This window comes from Actinomadura scrupuli, assembly GCF_050971785.1.
Taxonomy (GTDB): Bacteria; Actinomycetota; Actinomycetes; order Streptosporangiales; family Streptosporangiaceae; genus Actinomadura_E; species Actinomadura_E scrupuli.
This window is the reverse complement of sequence record NZ_JBPCCU010000002.1, coordinates 1,148,008-1,165,408: the sequence shown is the minus strand read 5'-3', so window position 1 is coordinate 1,165,408 and position 17,401 is coordinate 1,148,008. Positions and strand designations below refer to the sequence as shown.

Here is a 17,401-nt window from a genome sequence, read left to right as displayed (position 1 = left end):
GGGCGGGGCCCGGACGGCACCCGGCCCGGCTCAGTCGAGCTGCCATGAGCCCGACATGTCGTCCGCTCCGGCCGCTGCGAGCACCGCGGCGTTGTGCGCCTCGCGTTCGGCCTGTTCCCTGGCCAGCCTCGTCTGTTCGCGCTTCTGGCGGTCCTGCGGGTTGGTGCTGTACGCGGCCGCGGCGTCCGGAGGCGTCGGCCCCAGGACCACCTGGGCGTGCCTGCCGTTCAGGTCGCGGAAGATGCCACGGGCCCACCTGGCCGGCTTGCCCCGCTCCGGCGGCAGCGGCCCGAACTCGCGCAGTTCGGCGAGCCGGCTGGGCGTCGCCTGCAGGCCGCACAGCCGCAGTGCCGTCTCGGCCTCCTTCTTCTCGTTCAGCTTCAGCACCAGGACGCGGCTGAGGTAGGACTCCAGGTCCTTGGTCACCACGTCGGCGATCCGCTGGGTGAGGAACACCGGCAGGACGTTCAGGGACCGGCCCTCACGGGAGATGCGCTGCAGCGAGGCCAGCCCCTCCGCCTGGGACAGGAACGTCCACGCCTCGTCCACCAGCAGCAGGCCGGACCGGTTGGCGATCAGGATCTCCAGCGAGGCCCGGATCACCAGGCGCACGGCCGCCAGCGCGATCCGTTCCGACACCGAGTACTCGCTCGGGGTCTTGCCGTCGGGCAGGCCCAGCTCCCGGTCGAAGTCGACCAGGGTGAGGCGCTGGGTCACGTCCAGCCGGGGCAGCGGCTGCACCGCGACGCCCAGCGAGAACATGCTGGACGCCTCCATCTGCTGCTGCACCAGGTCACGGAGGCGATCCGCCTCGGTTCCCGGCACGTACTGCAGGGCGTCCCAGACGCACAGCGCGCCGTTCATCGCGCCCCGCTTGAGCCCGGAGCCCAGGGCGAGCCGTTCGGGCAGGGTGAGTCCGTCCCGGGAGTCGTCCAGGGCCGACAGGATGTGCACGTTGGCGATCTCCGCCGCGATCAGCGGCGGGGCGTACCGGAACGGGTCGAAGGCCCCCGGCGACTCCTCCAGCGCGGACATGGACACCCGGCCCGCGGGCACCCCCAGGCTCTGCGCGTAGTCGACCATCCCGTACAGCGAGTCGCCGCCCTTGGGGTTGACGAAGATGACCGGGAGGCCCTGCAGCGCGGCCTGGACGGCGAGGGACTGCGCGAAGAACGTCTTTCCGCTGCCGGGGTCACCGAAGATCCCGAAGACCGGCGGCAGGTTCCGGCGGGGAGCGCCCAGCGGATCGATGAAGAACGGGGAGCCGTCCGGGTCGATGAGCCCGCCGAAGACCCCGGTGTCATCGCCCAGGTTGGAGAACGACTGCAGCCCCGCGTGCGAGACCATCGGCACGTTGACGTCCTGCAGGAACGGGTTCACCCGCACCGAGGAGCAGGGCAGGGTCTCCTCCAGCGCCTGGATCTGCCGGTGCTCCAGCGCCTTCATCTGGATGCCGTAGTTCTGGCCGAGGAACTCCAGGTAGGTCTCGGTCGCCTCGGTCACCTCGCGACCCATGATGAAGCTGCAGTTGGCCAGGATGGGCTGGTTGGAGTTGGCGAGGTAGTCCTCGACCTCCTTGGCCTGCTTGAAGGTCTGCGAGAGCTCGACCTTCTCCAGGTCCTGGGTCTTGCGCTCCTCCTCCATGTTGCTCATGATCCGGCGCTGCGCCCGGCGGGCCCGGGCCCGCGTCAGGTTGGGCGGCTCCAATTCGGCGCGGATCGAGATGACGTGCGGCGCGTCACCGGGGTGGCTGATCGCGTCCAGCGCCCACTGGGCGTAGGGCGACGGCATCATCGGCTGGTCGAACCGCATGACGGCGGCCATCTCCAGCTCCCCGATACCGCTCACGACCAGGCGCGTCGGCCGTTCCTCGATCACCGCGTCCGAACCGCGCCCGAGGTTGTACCAGGACTCCAGCTGGTCCATCTCCATCCGGGTCGGCAGCTCCGCGTTGCTCCGGTCGAAGATCGACGTGATCAGCTCGATGTCCTTCTCGTACGGCACCAGGTCCGGGACGTCCTCGGTGATGGACTCCTTCACCAGTTCCGTCATCGCCTTGAGCATGGACATGCTTCCCGCGCCATCGCTCTTCTTGGTCGCCTTGGTCCGCAGGGAGGACCTGAGCTGGACGCCGACGAACAGCACGCGCTTGGGCGCCAGGAACCCGAAGGCACCGGCCTGGTAGGAGCGCAGCGCCTCGGAGTTGTCCTTCGGCGGCGTGACCAGGTCCTCCCAGGTGATCGACACCAGATGGATGGACCGGTTGTTGGACAGCGTCGCCAGACCTCCGATGGGCTGCCTCGACGTCCCGCCCAGATCACCGATGAGCCTCGAGAGCGGCGCGGCCAGCGCGAGTTGCTGTTCCGGGTCCTCCCACTTCATGGGCGACAGCCGTACGGTGCGGTACATCCACACTTCGCCGTTGTGCCCGACGTAGATCCCGTCGGCGGTCCGCCACGCGTACGGAGTTGTCCACATGGTGGCCGTGTCGGCCTCGGACCGGCCGGCGCGGCTGGTCCCCGTGAGTCGCCCGAACGTGGCTCTCAAGTTGCCCATGTGCGTTCTCTCCCCAGACTGCCTCATCTTTTTTTGCCTGCGCTGGAGACAGTCCGCACTCCGATCCTGGCCGCAGCCGCTGTTGTCCGTACGGTCGGTTTCAAAGACCGCCCACTCCTCGGGTCGGCCGACAAGCAGAGCACTTAGGACACTGTGATGACTACAGCCCCGAACCTCGTTGTGGCCGGGGATCCGGTCGTCGCCCGGAAACTGCAGGAAACCGGCCGGTTTCAGGCGGTGTTCGACGCGGCATCCGCAACGGAACTTCGTGACCTGTCCAAGAGCGGCCAGGTCACGCCCCCTGCGGCGTTCATGTTCGCCCCGGGCTTCACCGAGGACATCCCCGGTGCCGGGGTCGCCGAACTGGCCAACGGACTGGCCGGCAACGGATTCACCGTGCTGGTCCACAGTTCGTACGCCGCACGTGGCGACGTCTTCAACGACCAGGTGAAGGTCACCGGCCGGAAACTGGTGCTGTCGGACCTGCTGGCGACGCTCGGCGCCGCCGACCCGGCTCCCCGGCCGGCGGCCGAAGCGGCGCCCCCGGCGCCCCCGGCGCCCGGTCCGGTGCCCCCGGCGCCCGGGCCGGTGAACGGGCCGATGAACGGGCCGGTGCCTGGTCCGGTGCCTGGGCCGATGAACGGAACAGCGCCCGCACCGATGAACGGGTCGGCGCACGGGCCGGTGAACGGGTCGGCGCCCGCACCGGTATCGGCGCCCCTCCCCGCGCCGGTGTCCGCGCCGCTCCCGGCTCCGGTGTCCGCGCCGCTCCCGGCTCCGGTCTCCGCTCCGCTTCCGGCTCCGGTGGCGCCGCCCTTTCCGGTGCCGGTTCCGACGTCGAACGGCTGGCCGGGGCCGCAGCCGGTGCCCGTCAATCCCTGGGCCGCGGCGGCCACCGCCGTCGAGCGCAGGCGCGGCCGGGTCATCGCGGTCGCCTCCGCGAAGGGCGGAGTCGGCAAGACCAGCACGACCGTGAACCTGTCGGTCTACGCGGCCAGGATCCTGCAGGCGGCCGGCCGGCCGGGGTCCGTGGTGCTGGTGGACACCAACTTCCAGCAGGCCGACGTCGCCCGTTACCTCGATCTGGAGTCGCCGACGATCCTGGACCTGTTCCAGACCCCCGGAGCACTGACCCCGGGAACCGTGCGCAACCACCTCGCGCACATCCCGTCGATCAACCTGTACGCGCTGCTCGGGCCGCCGGACGCGATCACGGCGGATCCGGCGTTGATCAATTCGCTGTTGTACCAGCGGATCCTCAAGGTGCTGCGGGACACCTTCGACTACGTGTTCATCGACACGCCGGTCGCCGAGCTGTACCACACGACGTTCACGGACCTGATCCTGCCCGAGGCGGACGCCATCCTGGTCCCGGTCGAGCCCAACCGGGTGACGCTGGCGGCGGCCCGCTCCTGGTTGCAGGCGATCACGTTGCCCCAGCACGCCCGGGGTGGCGGAGTCGATCCCGCGAAGCTGTCGCTGATCCTCAACCGGGCGCGCATGGACGTCGACTGCAGCCCGGAGGAGGTCATGGACCTGATGCCGGGCTGGCGGTTCATCGGCATGATCCCGGAGAACGAGGAATGGATGCAGGCGGTGAACAACCACCAGCTCCTCGCCATGGAGGCCAACCCGGCGCTCGAGTCGACCTTCCGCAACATCCTCCAGGTGATCACCAACGAACCGGTGTTCACGGCCGCGCTGGGCGCGGGCCCGGCACCCGGCTGGCGCAAGTGGAAGAAGCTGCTCGGCCTGAAGCCCGCCTGATCGTCGCCGAATCCGGCTCCCCACCAGACCTCTCACGAAAGGACATGAATCTCCATGGCAACTGAGACTCGGCCCGGAGCTGACTTCTGGGCGAACCTCGGCGTCGGCCAAGAGAACTCCGCGAGCTCCAAGGACACCGCGGCCCAGCAGCCGGCCTCGCCCCCCGCCGGGCAGCCCGAGCAGGAGGCGGCGGAGGCGCAGCAGCAATGGGGCTCCATGTTCTCCACCTGGAAGCCGCCCGCCGGAACGGACCAGGCCGCAGCGGAGAGCGCACAGCCCGCCCCGCCCCAGACCGCCCCCGCGGACGATCCCGCCGCGACGTGGTTCGACAAGGCCACCGCCGCCACCGCCACCGCCGCGACCGCACCCGCACCGGCCGAGTCGCGCGCCTCCGCCCCCGCCCCGGCCGTGCCCGCACCCGCCGCACCCGTGGCGGCACCGCCCGCCAAGACCACCGCGCCGGCGGGAAAGGCCGCGTCCTCGTCCGGCAAGGTCATCGCACCGGCCGCCAAGAGCACGGCGGCGCCCGACAAGGCCAAGGGCCCGGCCAAACCGCGTACCCCGGCCCCGGCCCAGAACTCCCCGGCCGCTCCGGCGGCCCCCGTCACGGACGCGACGAAGGACGCCGCCCGGCCGGCCCGGCCACGCACCCCGGCCCCCGCCGAGACCTCCCAGACCGCCGCCCCCGCGTCGCCGAAGGACGCCGCGCGGCCGGCCGGGTCCCGTACAACGCCCGAGGCCGAGCTCGCCTGGGTGACCGCGGAGCGGATCGCCGAGGCGCTCCGCCCGCGGGTCGTCGTCGAACTGGCGGACGGCGAGACCGAACTGCGGCAGCAGGAGGCCTGGCGCGGCATGCTCACCCAGTACGCCGGCGGGGACGGCGCGCTCGCCGACATGGTCTACGACGTGCTCACCGGCTGGCACCTGCTCGGCCGGCTGTGGCGCGACGAGAACGTCGGCGAGGTGCACGTCCGCGGCGTGCAGGTGACCGTCGTCGGCACGCACGGCGTGCAGCAGGTCCCCGGCTTCCTCGACCTCGCCACCGCCCGGCGGACCCTGGAGACGATCACGAGGGGACAGGCCGACGCGGGTGCCACCGTCACCGAGATCGGCGGCTCCATCGTGGTGAGCCGCAGGTACGGCAGCCGGCCCGACACGAGCGCCCTGCTGGCCGGCGGGGTCGTCTCCGCGAAGCTGCTGTCCGAGGTCGAGCGGGCACTGGAGCGGACGGGGTCCGTCGTCATCACGGGCGCGGCGGCACCGGGCATCGCGCGGGCGTTCGCCTCGCTCATCCCCGCGGGCAGCCGGATCTTCGAAGGCCCCTACGGTGTGCTGCCCGCCGGCTGCGTCGCCGCGGCGAGCCCGCTGGACGCCGACTACGTGGTGGGGGTCCGCCCCGGCCTCCTCGCGGAGGAGATGGCGGCGGCGGGACAGGTCGGCGCCATCATCGCCAACCCCGAGTCCTCGTTCCAGGCGACGGTGCGGCTGACCGTCACCGGCCGGACCTGCGCGCCGGGGAAGGTGACGGCGCTCAAGCCCGATCCGGCCGCGTGACCTGAGCGTCCGCGCGAGGGCTCCCCGCCGCGGGGGCCCTTCGCGCCGGCTCCCGCGCTACCCGAGGTGGGCGCGCGGGCGGTCATCGCAGCACGCGAACAGCAGGCGGGCGCTGCGCCGCCGTGCTTTTCATGATCTGATCGCCGCCCGTGCGGGCCTCACGGCCCGTCCACCGGGTGCTCGTACACTGCCAGCACCCTGGCGCGGGCGGCGGCCTCCACCAGCGGGACGATCAGATCGGTCAGCGGCACCCGGCGGGCCGTCGCCCCGGGCATCTGCGGCAGCTCGGTGACCCGCTGCACGCCGCTCTTGCCGTGCAGCTCGAACCCGCGCACCGGATGCGCCCAGATCCTGCCGCGCGGATCGTCCAGCACCGGCACCGGATCGTCGCCCGGAGCGGCCGTCAGCTCGTCCAGCGCCCACCCGGAGCTGCGCGCGGCGTCCGCGAAAGCGATGATCTGCTCGAGGTCGCGCCGCAGCCTGCGCAGGCTTCCGCCCTCGAACACCGTGGGCAGCTTGCGGAGCGTGAGCGCGCCGACGCATCCCAGCCGGGCGTCGAGGTCGGCCACCCGGTCCAGCACACTGCGGTGGATCAGCCCGGCCGCGTCGCCGTCGACGGCGAGGAGCACCATCCCCAACCGGTCCGGAGGTCCGGGCGGGCGCTGGTCGGGCATCGGTGCTCCTTGTCCACGACGTCGCTCCGGGGTGCCGGCTCAGCCCACGTGCCGGGTGTCCACTACCCTCGTCGAGTCCAGGATGAAACTCACGGCCTCGTCCGGAGTCAGGCCGAGCACGTCCACGACGAGCCGGGTGGAACCGACCTTCTCGGCGTCACAGCGCGGGCACCTGGTCCGGTTGTCGCCGGACACCCGCATCGACGGATTCTGGTCGCCGTTGGTGTGGTTCCACGGGCGGGGGCAGTGCCACAGCCCGCGTTCGTCGCTGGAGGAGCCCAGCCGCCGCAGCACCTCCTTGATGTCGGACGCGTTGGCGGTGGAGATCCGCTGGTCGCGCGGCGAGACGGGGACCGGCGTAACGATCTCGGCCCCGGCGCGTTCCGCCCGCAGTTCCTGCCGGTACTGTCCCGCCTCCCGCCGCAGGAGCTCCAGGTCGACCCCCTGGCGCTTGTCGTCCTTGCTGACCGGGACGGGTTCGGTCCCGGTGGACAGGAACGGGAACCGGTCCTCGGTCCGCCGTCGTACCGCCGCGATGAGGACGAAGGCCGCCAGGGCGTCCCGCGACGAGGCCGGGGGGACCATGCGCAGCCGCGCCGCGTACCGGATGATCGAGGCGGCCTCCGGGGCGACCAGTCCCTCCTCGGGTCCCGAGCCGATGTGCACGGTCGGAATCCCCTCCGCCTCCGGGCCGCCGACCTGCGCCCACATCAGGTGCTCCGGGGGTCTGCCCGCGTCCTTGAACACCCCGCCGTGCTGGTCCAGCCGGGAGAACTCCAGGACCGTGCCGTCGGCGTACGCGTCGATCCGGCGGCCCGCGAATCCGCACAGCGCCGCGTACGGCACGATGGCGGTCGGGCCTTCGGGGGCCAGGTAGATGACGCGCGACCGGAAGTCGGCGGCCTTCAGGCCGCTCGCCCGCAGTCCACTGATCGTCGAGGATATGACGTCGTCGCCCTCGCCGGGGATGAGGTCGACCGTCGTGACGCCCTCGGGCGCCGGCGGCGCGCCGGCGGCCCGGATGGCGAGCACATAGTCGGTTATCTGGTGCATCGGTCTCCTCCGCGCTGTCTCACCGGATCGTTTATCTCACACCGGCGTACTCATATGCTCACGACAGTGCCGGTTGAGGGTCGTCACGCACGCGCCTCCTGCGCCGAGCAGGTTGCCGATCCGCTCCCGTCCCAGACGATCCAGGAGTAGGGAACATCGGCGTTGACCCGCCGGTGCGACGCCTGGTCGGACCTTGCCAGGCGTCTGACGTTACCGGGGGCCATTCGACCGGCCCCCGGCAGGATACGGAAAAGGTGCATGGTGACTCGCACTAGTCAGACCAAGGAAGAATTCTACGTCCGGCAGCGCTTCGATGACGAGATCCCGGTTTTCGTGGACGCCACGAAGTGCGTCAAGCTGAATCTTCCCTATGCGCTCAGCGCGAAGAAGTCACTGAAAGCGACCTGCGGAGTACGTACCGACAACGAGGTCGTCGCCTTCAGCCTGCGCAACTACACCAGCAAGCAGGCCGAGAAGGAGATCGAGAACGTCGAGTCCACCGAGGCCGGCAAGGTCACCTCGAAGAACCTGCTCCGTCCGCGCATGCCCCGCAAGACCCTGCACGCCCTGAACGAGACGGCGCGCGCCCTCTCCTCCGTCCTGGGCGACGATGTCATCGCCGAGCTGAACGACGAGCTGTACGTGCTGTCACTGACGCGCTCGGGGAACGAGGGCCGGCTGCAGCTCACCGGCACACTGGCCGCCACGGAGACCGGTTACCAGCGGTCCGCGACCGACCAGGAGGACGTGCAGTTCGAACTGCCGATCACCGGTATCCGGCTCCGCGTGTTCCTGCGGTCGCCGATCAGGGACCGCGTCCTCGCCTACGGTTTCAGCGGCTACCTCACCCGCAAGCCCGGTGAGATGGAGACGGTGACCCGGGCGACCGCGCTGGCGCTCAACAACCTCCTCGGCCTCGCGACCTTCAAGATGCTGTCCGGGCTGGACCAGGTCGACGTCCCGGTGCTCTCGGTCGGCGGCGCCGTCCGTTCCCGCAAGCCCGCCGAGCGGGTGACCTTCCGCGTGCCGGTGATGCTGTTCACCGCCGACGGAACTCCCGCGGCCCGCGGCCACCTCAGCGCGGAGATCGACCTGGATCACATCGACCCGATCACCGGGAGCCTGAAGTTCCACCTCAAGGAGAGCGAGCCGCTGGAGTGGAATCCCGAGGTGGCCGCGACCGTCGGCCCGCCGGAGGTACGGCTGCGCGCCTACGAGCGGGTGCTCGGCGAGACCATCGCCGCGGTGGTCCACTCCGTCCTGGGCGCGGAGACCGCGCGGGACATCGCCTACGACATCATGCTGTCCGACCTCGGCGGTGAGTCCGTGACGGCCCTGCGCGCCGCGACGGAGGGCTTCCCCGGCCTGGCCGCCAAGCCCGACCAGGCCGAGGTCCGTTCGATGCCACCGGCGCCTCGCCAGCCCGTCGCCTGACGGACCGGCCCCGGCCCGCCGGCACCTGGTGACCGGCGGGCCGACGGTGCCCGGCCACGCCCACCGTGGCCCGCGTTCCGCGCACCGGCCGCGGCCCGCGACGGATCCGGCCGCGGTCCGGCCTCCGGATCGACGGCGGCCGCGCGAGGACGCCGTTCCACCGCGGCCGGATCCGGTCAGCATCCGGCGGGCGGCGGCCCTCCGGTACGGCCCGCACCGCGACGACCTCCCTGTCTCCGACCGCGCGGATGACTCCCCGTGCGGCCGGGGACAAGAGTCGCCAGGCAAGCCATTGATCGGCCCCCGGAACGCCCTACAGTTGTCCCTCGGTGTACGCGGGCGGCTTCTGACGTACTCGTCTGTGCGGAGGGAGAACACCATGGGGAATCGTCCGGACCAGCCACGCGAAACCGAGGGCCGAAATGTCGGCAGCACCTCCCCCGGAGCAGCCGGAAGAGCTCCATCGGCCCGGTGACGGTCACCCGCCCGGCGCGGGGGCGGCCGGCCGGCGCCGGCGGCTGATCGGCGCGTTCGCCCGGGTCGCCGCCGAGCACGGCTACTCGCGGACCACCATCGCCCAGGTCACCGAGGCGGCCGGAGTCCCCGAGCAGGCCTTCTACGCCCATTTCGGCGATCTCGAAGACTGCTTCCTCGCCGCCTACGACCACGGCGCCGGAATACTGCTCGCCCGGATGCACGCGGCCCGGCTGGCGCAGCCCGGCTGGCGTGACGCCCTGCGGGCCGGTCTGCGGGTGCTGTTCGAGGCGATGGCCGCCGAACCCGCGTTCGCCCGGATCGCCGTCATCGAGACCGGCTCCGCCGGGCCGCGGGTCCGCCGGGCCCGTCTCTCGACGATGGCGAACTTCCGCGGCTTCTTCAGCGGACCCGATATGCCCCCCATACCGGGCACGGTGCGCGACGCCCTCATCGGCGGGATCTACACCACCATCTACAGCTACGTCGAGTCGGACCGTACCGCCGAACTTCCCGAACTGCTGCCCGCGATGAGCTTCTTCGCACTGCTGCCCTTCGTCAGCAGGGACGAGGCGGCCGAGGAGCTACTCGGGCACTGAGGAGATGCGCGCCGCCTCGTGCCTGCCCAGCAGCGGCAGCAGCGCGAAGTACGTCAGTGAGGGGAGCAGCGCCGGCAGCTCGCTGGTCTCGCCGGCCTCGACCCGGACATAGATCGCTCCGTAGACACCGCCCACCACCGCGTCCACGACGACGGCGGGGACGGACGGAAGCCCGTCGCCGGGATCGGCGAAGAAGGCCCGGAAGCCTTCGAGGTAGCGGCTCCGCGCGCTGCGCACCCGCGGACCGGCGGCGTTGATCTCCACCACCGAGGCGCGGGTGAAGGGCTCCTCGGCCGCCAGCACCTTGAGCATGACCCGCAGGGCCGCCCGGATCCCCTCGGGCCAGGACGGCGCGGCCCGGTAGGAACGGGTCATCAGCGCCAGCACCATGCCGGTGCCGTACTCGTAGGCGGCGAGAAAGCAGTCGTCCAGGCTCGCGAAGTGATCGTAGAAGGCCTTCTTGGTGACGCCGGCGGCCTCGGTGACCTTGCTGATCGTCACCGCGGAGTAGCCGTGCTCCGCGACCACGAGGACGAACCCGTCGATGAGCCGGTCCCGCTGGATCTGCGCGACCTTCTCCGGCGGCAGCCCGTGGCGGCCCGGCTTGATGGCCCGCCCTGGGTCGAGTGCCGACCGGGACCCGGGCAGGACGAGCTCCGCCGGCTCCGGGGAAGACTGCCTTGGCATCGAAGACCCTACCTACTCACCGTCAGAAGCACGATACCTCCCGTACGCAGGCGGCAACGAGGCGCGACGATTACGGTTCATGTCACACTTCCGGCCCCCGCCCACCAGGATCAGCATGCAGGATCCGGGCCGTCATGTCTCCCACCAGGCACCAAGGCACCATCGGTCACCCGGAGACCGATATATCCGGCGCCCCTTGCATAGGCTCCGGTCATCACCGAGGGGTGGCTACGGTAGGACCATCGACAACGGAGGTTGCCCGCGTGCGACATCAGCCGGCCATCGGCGGGGTCATCCTGGCCCTGACGCTGGGAATCCTCGCCGGATGCGGAGGCGGTGCCACCCCCAGGACACCGGCGGCCGCGCCACCCCGCGCCGACGGCACGCCCACCGGCCAGAGCACCCCGCAGAGCTCGGGGGACGGATCCCTGGCGGGCCGGACCATCGTGCTCGACCCAGGCCACAACGGCGGCAACGGAAGCCATCCGGCCGAGATCCGCAAGCAGGTCGACATCATCAACGGCCACAAGGAGTGCGACACCGCCGGGGCCGACACCAAGGCGGGCTACCCCGAGCACGCCTTCACCTGGGACGTCGCCAAGCGCCTGGAGAAACTCCTGAAGGCACGGGGCGCCACGGTGCTCCTCACCCGGCCCAACGACACCGGGGTCGGCCCCTGCATCACCGAGCGGGCGGCGGCCGGCAACCGCGCGCATGCCGACGCGGCGCTCTCCATCCACGCGGACGGCGCTCCCGCCAGCGGGCACGGCTTCCACATCATCCAGCCCAGCGCCATCCCCGGCCACAACGCCAAGATCGTGCCCGCCTCGGACCGGCTGGCCCTGGCGCTGCGCGACGCCTTCCACGAGGGCACCGGCACCGCGTACTCCAGCTACATCGGCAAGAAGGCCCTCGACCGGCGGAGCGACCTGGGCGGCCTCAACCTCTCCACGGCGCCCAAGGTGTTCATCGAATGCGGCAACATGCGCAATCCGGGTGACGCCGCGAAGCTCACCGATCCGCGGTTCCGCCAGCGGATCGCCGAATCCCTGGCCGCCGGGTTCGAGGCGTACTTTTCCTGAACCCGGAGGGCGCCGGCTGGATAACGTGAGGGGCATGGAGCAGAGCGAGCCGACCCGCCGCCGGGCACTGTGGGCGCTGGGCGCGGCGGGCCTGGCCGCGGTGACCGCGGGCGACGGCGCGCATCGCACGGCCCGGGAGTTCGCCGCCGCTCCGGCCGGCCGGCGGCGCGCGCTCGTCCGCCCGCCGGTCCAGCCCCCGGGCTGGACCCGGACCCCGCTCACGGCGAGCCACCAGCCCGTCCGCACCCTGCACGACCTCCTCCCGGCCGCGCCCGCCAACGCCATCTCACTGACCATCGACGACGGGCCGCACCCCGAGTGGACGCCCAGGATGCTCGACCTGCTGGCCGAGCATCAGGTGCACGCGACGTTCTCACTGATCGGCCTGGAGGTGAAGCGGTTCCCCAAGCTCGCCGAGCGCATCGCCACCGCCGGGCACCAGCTGTGCAATCACACGATGAACCACCCGATCCCGTTCAACGCGCTGCCCCACCGGCGCCTGGTGTCCGAGGTGACCGAGGCGCGCGTGCGCATCGCCGACGCGACCGGGATCACGCCCAGGTTCTTCCGGGCACCGGGAGGCTCCTGGTCACCGTCCATCGTGCACACCGCGCACGGCCAGGACATGATCTGCATCGACTGGGACATCGACCCCCGCGACTGGGCGCGGCCGGGCACCACGCACATCACCAAGGCCATGCTGCGCTGCGCCCCGGGCGACATCCTGCTCTGCCACGACGGCGGCGGCGACCGCTCCGAGACCATCAAGGCGCTGCGCACCGTCATCCCCCGCCTCAAGCAGCGCGGGATGGCCTTCGTCTCGCTCTGAGCCCGGCCGCCCCGCCGGGCCCGGGGCACACCGCCGCGAGTGCGATGCCAGGAATACATCCACTACGCTGGCGGTTCACAACGTGCAGTTGAAAGTTAAACTACTTCGGGAAGGGTCGCCATGCAGTTCGGGATCTTCACTGTCGGTGACGTCACCACCGACCCGACGACCGGCCGTACACCGTCCGAGGCGGAGCGCATCACCTCGATGGTCACGATCGCCCGCAAGGCGGAGGAGGTGGGCCTGGACGTCTTCGCCACCGGCGAGCACCACAACCCGCCCTTCGTGCCGTCGTCGCCGACCACGATGCTGGGCTTCATCGCCGCCCGTACCGAGCGGATCATCCTGTCGACCGCCACGACGCTGATCACCACCAACGACCCGGTGAAGATCGCCGAGGACTTCGCGATGCTGCAGCACCTGGCCGGCGGCCGGGTCGACCTGATGATGGGCCGCGGCAACACCGGCCCGGTGTACCCCTGGTTCGGCCAGGACATCCGGCAGGGCATCCCGCTCGCCCTGGAGAACTACAACCTGCTGCACCGGCTGTGGCGCGAGGACATCGTGGACTGGGAGGGCAAGTTCCGTACCCCGCTCCAGGGCTTCACCTCGACGCCGCGGCCGCTCGACGGGGTGCCGCCGTTCGTCTGGCACGGCTCCATCCGCAGCCCGGAGATCGCCGAGCAGGCCGCCTACTACGGCGACGGGTTCTTCGCCAACCACATCTTCTGGCCGAAGGAGCACTTCATGCGCCTCATCGGCCTGTATCGCAAGCGCTTCGAGCACTACGGCCACGGCCGCGCCGACCAGGCGATCGTGGGCCTGGGCGGCCAGGTGTTCATGCGCCGCAACTCACAGGACGCCGTGGCCGAGTTCCGGCCGTACTTCGACAACGCCCCCGTGTACGGGCACGGCCCGTCGCTGGAGGAGTTCACCGAGCAGACCCCGCTCACCGTGGGCAGCCCGCAGGAAGTGATCGACAAGACCCTGACCTTCCGCGAGCACTTCGGCGACTACCAGCGGCAGCTCTTCCTCATGGACCACGCCGGCCTTCCCCTCAAGACCGTGCTGGAGCAGCTCGACCTGCTGGGCGAGGAGGTCGTGCCGGTCCTGCGCAAGGAACTCGACGCGCTGCGGCCCGCGCACGTCCCGGACGCGCCGACGCACGCGAGCCTCCTCCGGGCGGCCACGGCCACCCGGGACGACGCCCGGGACGGCACTCGGGACGACAACGCCAAGGACAGCGAGGTGACCCCATGACGCGCAGGCTCGCCGTGGTGTCGGCGGGGCTCAGCGAGCCCTCGTCGACCCGGCTGCTGGCCGACCGGCTCGCGACGGCCACGACCAGAACGCTGAGCGAGCGGGGACTCGACGTCGAGGTCGAGGTGGTCGAGTTGCGGGATCACGCTCACGACCTGGCCAACAACCTGCTCACCGGCTTTCCCGCCGGGAACCTGCGGCACGCCGTCGAGAGCGTGACCGGCGCGGACGGGCTGATCGCGGTCAGCCCGATCTTCAACGCCTCCTACAGCGGGCTGTTCAAGTCGTTCTTCGACGTCCTCGATGAGGGCTCGCTGGCCGGCAAGCCCGTGCTGATCGCGGCCACCGGCGGTACGGCCCGTCACTCGCTGGCGCTGGAGCACGCCATGCGCCCGATGTTCGCCTACCTGCGCTCGGTCGTCGTGCCCACGGCGGTGTACGCCGCCTCCGCGGACTGGGGAGCCGGCAGCGACGACGGGCACGCGCTGATCGAACGCATCGACCGGGCGGCCGGTGAACTCGCCGCCCTGATCGGCGCCCTCGCCCCGGCCGCCCGGCCCGACCCCTTCGACGAACCGACCCCCTTCGAGGAACTGCTGGCCCGCGGCTGACCCCGCTCCTTACCCGGGCGGCACATTAATCCAGCTTTCCGGAGATCGCTTATTGTAGTCATTTACTTACTATAAGTGATATACCTAGAGCGGAGCTCGCTCCCGCGCAGGTCAGCCCCACTGATCCGCCGACGAGCACGCCATCCCGCTCGGGCGTTTCGACGAGCGGGCCCCGGCACGTCGCCTCTTCCCGGTGACAGGCGCGAGCGACAGCCAGTGATCGTCCGCAGAAGGAGCCCGATGAGTCCTCGTAGGTCACCTGACGAGTCACCGGACGCGAGCGCCGAGCAGGTGGCGTCTCCGCTCTCGCTCGCCCCGCCGCCCCCCTCCCGCGGCCGGTTCGCGCCCCGCACCACCGCGATGTGGGCCATCGGCGCCGTGACCGCCCTGCTGGGGCTGCTGGTGGTGCGGCGGCGCCGCCGCACCCGCTGACCGCAGCGCGTATCAGGCCGGCCCGCCGTGCCGGCCCGACCCCTCAGCCCCGCGTACCCAGGAGACCGTCATGCGCGCCGACGATGCCGCCGTCCCTGACCCGGCCGGCACCGACAACGCCCATCCCGGGCACCAACCCCGGGATCGCTCCGAACGGCCCTTACCCGACGACTCCGCCGCCGGCGTACGGTTCACCTCACCGAACGAAGCACCCTACGGTGCGGCCCTGCGGGCGCTGCGGCGGGCCGCGACCGAGCTCGCCGAGGTCGCCGACGAGCTCCGTGAGATCTCCGTGCGCACCACCGCCGCCCTCACCGACGGCGCGGTGGCCGCGGCCACGTTGCGGGCACCGCGCACCGGCCTGCCCGCCCAGCGCAGCCTGCTCCGGGCCCTGACCAACCCGTCGGGTCTGGGCTTCGCGCCGGCCGGCGGGCGGCTGGGCACCCCCGCGGCCAGGCTCGGCGAGATGATGGGAAAAGAGAGCCTCGCCGTGCTCGTCCTGGTGACGTCGCTGCGGCTGCGCATCGCGGGCCTGACGCTCGCCCACCCGGAGCTGGCCAGGGATCCGCTGCTGCGCCGGCTGATCGAGGCGGTCGGCGCCGACCGGGACATCGAGACCGTACGCGCGGTGCGCGCCCTGTTCGGGCAACGTGGCGCGGCGAAGGCGCTCAGCGACATCGCGCCGATGTTCGCCGAGATCACCTCGATGAAGGCCCTCCTCGACGAGAACCCCCTCAACGACGCGGCGGCCTGGGCCATCGCGACCGGCAGGGCCCAGCCGGGCGCCGATCCGGTCACCGGCCTGCCGAACACCGTCGTCGCCATGCTGGACACCGGGCCGGGCGCGGCCCGGCCGATCGAGCTGCCCCTGCGCGAGGCCGCCGAGATCCGGACCGAGGGCTCGCTGGTCGCCTTCCTCCACAACATCCGCGTGATCGGCACCACCGGGCGGATGCTGATCCAGAGCGTGTACGGACCCGACGGCGAGACCAGGTACGTCGTGCAGGCACCCGGGATGCGGGCCGGCCGCCCCCGCACCGACTCCCCGCAGGACCTCGTGGGGGCCTTCCGCAGCACGCTGCTCGACGACTCCCCCTACACCGGCGCGATCATGCGGGCGGTCGAGCACTTCGGCATCCCCGAAGGCGCGGAGATCGCCCTGATCGGCCACAGCGCGGGCGGCGCGGCGGTCATGAACGTGGCACAGAACACCGAGTTCTGCCGGCGCTACACGGTGACCCACGTCGTCGCCGTCGGATCCCCGATCGACTTCAAGTCACCGGCCGACCCGGGCACCTGGGTCGCCTCGATCACCAATCAGCACGATCTCGTCCCGTCGCTGGACGGCCAGGGTGCGGGCACCCGCGCCGATCCGCGTCCCGGCTGGTGCGTGGTCGACTACACCGACGCGACCCACGAGTTCCCCGGCTGTCACGCCATCGAGCACTACCTGGCCAACCTCGAGAACGACCTGCCCGAGGCCCGGGAGTACATCGACGGCCGGCTGACGGCCTACCACGGCGGCACGACCCGGTCCCAGGCCTACCGGCTCCTCGACCGGGCGGCACCGCCGGACGGCTTCCCGTTCCTCACCGTCCCCGCCCACCCCGTGACCACCACCGAGGGGCCGGTCGAGCTGCCGGTCCTGTGCCACCAGGGCAGCGCCGTGGTCGCGCTGTTCACCGCCGACGCGGCCGCCGCCGAGCGCTGCCTCACCGGAGCGTTCGCCGGGCGGGCGCTGCGTATCGGTGACCGCGCGCTGGTCGCGGTGGCCGGCTCCCGCCACCTCCGCACCGGCCTCGGCCCGTACAACGAGGTCGGCGTGCACGTCTTCGTGCACGACCCCTGGCACCGGCAGGCGATCAGAGCCTGGACGGAGCTCTTGGCCAGGGCCGACCTGCGCCGCTCCGGGTCCTGTGTCATCGACCTGCCCGTCACCTCGGCGAAGGCGCACGCCGCTGGGCGGGAGATCTGGGGGCACCCCACGTTCCTCACCCCGGTCGAGGTGGACCTCGGGCGCGAGGAGCTGTCGGTGACCGTCCACGACCCCGGCCAGGGGTCACCGATCATGACCCTCGCGGGGCCCCTCGGGCTCGGCCTGCCCGGCCCGCTGCTGGACCAGGTCCGCTACTCCCGGCTCGGCACCGAGACGCTGCGCACACTCGTGCACACCCGGGGCGCCGTACGCGCCCATCTCGCCGCGCGGGCCCGGCTCACTGTGGGCGCGTCCGGCCATCCCATGGCGCGGCGCCTGCGTGACCTCCGCCTCGACGGTGCCCGCCCGTTCGCCGTGCTGTCCGCCCCCGCGTACCAGGCCCGCTGGGGCGCCGGAGTGCCCGTTCTCCTCCACTGACCGGACCACCAGCCGGCTCCCGCCGCCCCCGTACCG

General features: G+C 71.6%; 14 protein-coding genes. 10 read left to right on the top strand and 4 right to left on the bottom strand.

What is annotated here, in order from left to right; genetic code table 11:
• Positions 1-30: 30 nt before the first annotated feature.
• The gene (locus ACRYCC_RS13095) at positions 31-2,556 is read right to left on the bottom strand and encodes an ATP-binding protein (RefSeq protein WP_433811658.1); all 2,526 of its coding nucleotides are present in this window, start codon (positions 2,554-2,556) and stop codon (positions 31-33) included.
• 156 nt (positions 2,557-2,712) lie between these two features.
• On the opposite strand from ACRYCC_RS13095, the gene ACRYCC_RS13090 reads away from it, so the two are divergent.
• Together ACRYCC_RS13090 and ACRYCC_RS13085 are read left to right on the top strand one after the other, a co-directional pair.
• Complete coding sequence (locus ACRYCC_RS13090) at positions 2,713-4,323, top strand: CpaE/TadZ family protein (RefSeq protein ID WP_433811656.1); 1,611 nt, start codon at positions 2,713-2,715, stop codon at positions 4,321-4,323.
• Positions 4,324-4,377: 54 nt separating this feature from the next.
• Positions 4,378-5,877 carry a hypothetical protein gene (locus tag ACRYCC_RS13085; protein ID WP_433811654.1) on the top strand — a complete coding sequence of 500 codons (1,500 nt, stop codon included), beginning with the start codon at positions 4,378-4,380 and terminating at the stop codon, positions 5,875-5,877.
• Positions 5,878-6,035: 158 nt separating this feature from the next.
• Here ACRYCC_RS13085 and ACRYCC_RS13080 read toward each other — a convergent pair whose 3' ends face one another.
• Both ACRYCC_RS13080 and ACRYCC_RS13075 read right to left on the bottom strand, forming a co-directional pair.
• Positions 6,036-6,551 carry a hypothetical protein gene (locus ACRYCC_RS13080; RefSeq protein WP_433811652.1) on the bottom strand — a complete coding sequence of 172 codons (516 nt, stop codon included), beginning with the start codon at positions 6,549-6,551 and terminating at the stop codon, positions 6,036-6,038.
• A gap of 39 nt (positions 6,552-6,590) precedes the next feature.
• Complete coding sequence (locus tag ACRYCC_RS13075; RefSeq protein WP_433811650.1) at positions 6,591-7,604, bottom strand: hypothetical protein; 1,014 nt, start codon at positions 7,602-7,604, stop codon at positions 6,591-6,593.
• Positions 7,605-7,862: 258 nt separating this feature from the next.
• Here ACRYCC_RS13075 and ACRYCC_RS13070 point away from each other — a divergent pair, with 258 nt between their 5' ends.
• Both ACRYCC_RS13070 and ACRYCC_RS13065 read left to right on the top strand, forming a co-directional pair.
• On the top strand, positions 7,863-9,038 hold the full coding sequence (locus ACRYCC_RS13070; protein ID WP_433811648.1) for a hypothetical protein: 1,176 nt from the start codon (positions 7,863-7,865) through the stop codon (positions 9,036-9,038).
• Positions 9,039-9,460: 422 nt separating this feature from the next.
• Positions 9,461-10,111 (top strand): TetR/AcrR family transcriptional regulator, encoded by a 651-nt coding sequence (locus ACRYCC_RS13065; protein ID WP_433811647.1) that lies wholly within the window; start codon positions 9,461-9,463, stop codon positions 10,109-10,111.
• Here ACRYCC_RS13065 and ACRYCC_RS13060 read toward each other — a convergent pair.
• Positions 10,097-10,798 carry a TetR/AcrR family transcriptional regulator gene (locus ACRYCC_RS13060; RefSeq protein ID WP_433811646.1) on the bottom strand — a complete coding sequence of 234 codons (702 nt, stop codon included), beginning with the start codon at positions 10,796-10,798 and terminating at the stop codon, positions 10,097-10,099. The two genes, ACRYCC_RS13065 and ACRYCC_RS13060, sit on opposite strands and share 15 nt — an antisense overlap.
• Positions 10,799-11,061: 263 nt before the next feature.
• Between ACRYCC_RS13060 and ACRYCC_RS13055 the strand changes: the two genes are divergently transcribed.
• From ACRYCC_RS13055 to ACRYCC_RS13030, 6 genes are all read left to right on the top strand, one after another.
• Positions 11,062-11,880 (top strand): N-acetylmuramoyl-L-alanine amidase, encoded by an 819-nt coding sequence (locus ACRYCC_RS13055; RefSeq protein WP_433811644.1) that lies wholly within the window; start codon positions 11,062-11,064, stop codon positions 11,878-11,880.
• 34 nt (positions 11,881-11,914) lie between these two features.
• Positions 11,915-12,709, top strand: coding sequence for a polysaccharide deacetylase family protein (locus tag ACRYCC_RS13050; protein WP_433811643.1), 795 nt, complete (start codon positions 11,915-11,917; stop codon positions 12,707-12,709).
• Positions 12,710-12,829: 120 nt separating this feature from the next.
• Complete coding sequence (locus ACRYCC_RS13045) at positions 12,830-13,969, top strand: LLM class flavin-dependent oxidoreductase (RefSeq protein ID WP_433811642.1); 1,140 nt, start codon at positions 12,830-12,832, stop codon at positions 13,967-13,969.
• A complete protein-coding gene (locus tag ACRYCC_RS13040) occupies positions 13,966-14,580 on the top strand; it encodes an FMN reductase (RefSeq protein ID WP_433811640.1) in 615 nt (204 codons plus the stop codon). The genes ACRYCC_RS13045 and ACRYCC_RS13040 overlap by 4 nt, the downstream gene beginning before the upstream one ends.
• A 240-nt stretch (positions 14,581-14,820) precedes the next feature.
• Positions 14,821-15,012: a hypothetical protein gene (locus ACRYCC_RS13035; RefSeq protein WP_433811638.1), complete on the top strand. Its 192-nt coding sequence runs from the start codon at positions 14,821-14,823 to the stop codon at positions 15,010-15,012.
• A gap of 70 nt (positions 15,013-15,082) precedes the next feature.
• On the top strand, positions 15,083-17,365 hold the full coding sequence (locus tag ACRYCC_RS13030; protein WP_433811636.1) for an acetoacetate decarboxylase family protein: 2,283 nt from the start codon (positions 15,083-15,085) through the stop codon (positions 17,363-17,365).
• Positions 17,366-17,401: the final 36 nt, after the last annotated feature.

What these genes read in the sequence shown, in the direction of transcription:
- ACRYCC_RS13080 (WP_433811652.1), bottom strand. Translation starts at nt 6,551, where the DNA reads ATGCCCGACCAGCGCCCGCCCGGACCTCCGGACCGGTTGGGGATGGTG.
- ACRYCC_RS13085 (WP_433811654.1), top strand. Translation starts at nt 4,378, where the DNA reads ATGGCAACTGAGACTCGGCCCGGAGCTGACTTCTGGGCGAACCTCGGC.
- ACRYCC_RS13070 (WP_433811648.1), top strand. Translation starts at nt 7,863, where the DNA reads ATGGTGACTCGCACTAGTCAGACCAAGGAAGAATTCTACGTCCGGCAG.
- ACRYCC_RS13035 (WP_433811638.1), top strand. Translation starts at nt 14,821, where the DNA reads ATGAGTCCTCGTAGGTCACCTGACGAGTCACCGGACGCGAGCGCCGAG.
- ACRYCC_RS13050 (WP_433811643.1), top strand. Translation starts at nt 11,915, where the DNA reads ATGGAGCAGAGCGAGCCGACCCGCCGCCGGGCACTGTGGGCGCTGGGC.
- ACRYCC_RS13040 (WP_433811640.1), top strand. Translation starts at nt 13,966, where the DNA reads ATGACGCGCAGGCTCGCCGTGGTGTCGGCGGGGCTCAGCGAGCCCTCG.
- ACRYCC_RS13060 (WP_433811646.1), bottom strand. Translation starts at nt 10,798, where the DNA reads ATGCCAAGGCAGTCTTCCCCGGAGCCGGCGGAGCTCGTCCTGCCCGGG.
- ACRYCC_RS13065 (WP_433811647.1), top strand. Translation starts at nt 9,461, where the DNA reads ATGTCGGCAGCACCTCCCCCGGAGCAGCCGGAAGAGCTCCATCGGCCC.
- ACRYCC_RS13095 (WP_433811658.1), bottom strand. Translation starts at nt 2,556, where the DNA reads ATGGGCAACTTGAGAGCCACGTTCGGGCGACTCACGGGGACCAGCCGC.
- ACRYCC_RS13090 (WP_433811656.1), top strand. Translation starts at nt 2,713, where the DNA reads ATGACTACAGCCCCGAACCTCGTTGTGGCCGGGGATCCGGTCGTCGCC.
- ACRYCC_RS13075 (WP_433811650.1), bottom strand. Translation starts at nt 7,604, where the DNA reads ATGCACCAGATAACCGACTATGTGCTCGCCATCCGGGCCGCCGGCGCG.
- ACRYCC_RS13045 (WP_433811642.1), top strand. Translation starts at nt 12,830, where the DNA reads ATGCAGTTCGGGATCTTCACTGTCGGTGACGTCACCACCGACCCGACG.
- ACRYCC_RS13030 (WP_433811636.1), top strand. Translation starts at nt 15,083, where the DNA reads ATGCGCGCCGACGATGCCGCCGTCCCTGACCCGGCCGGCACCGACAAC.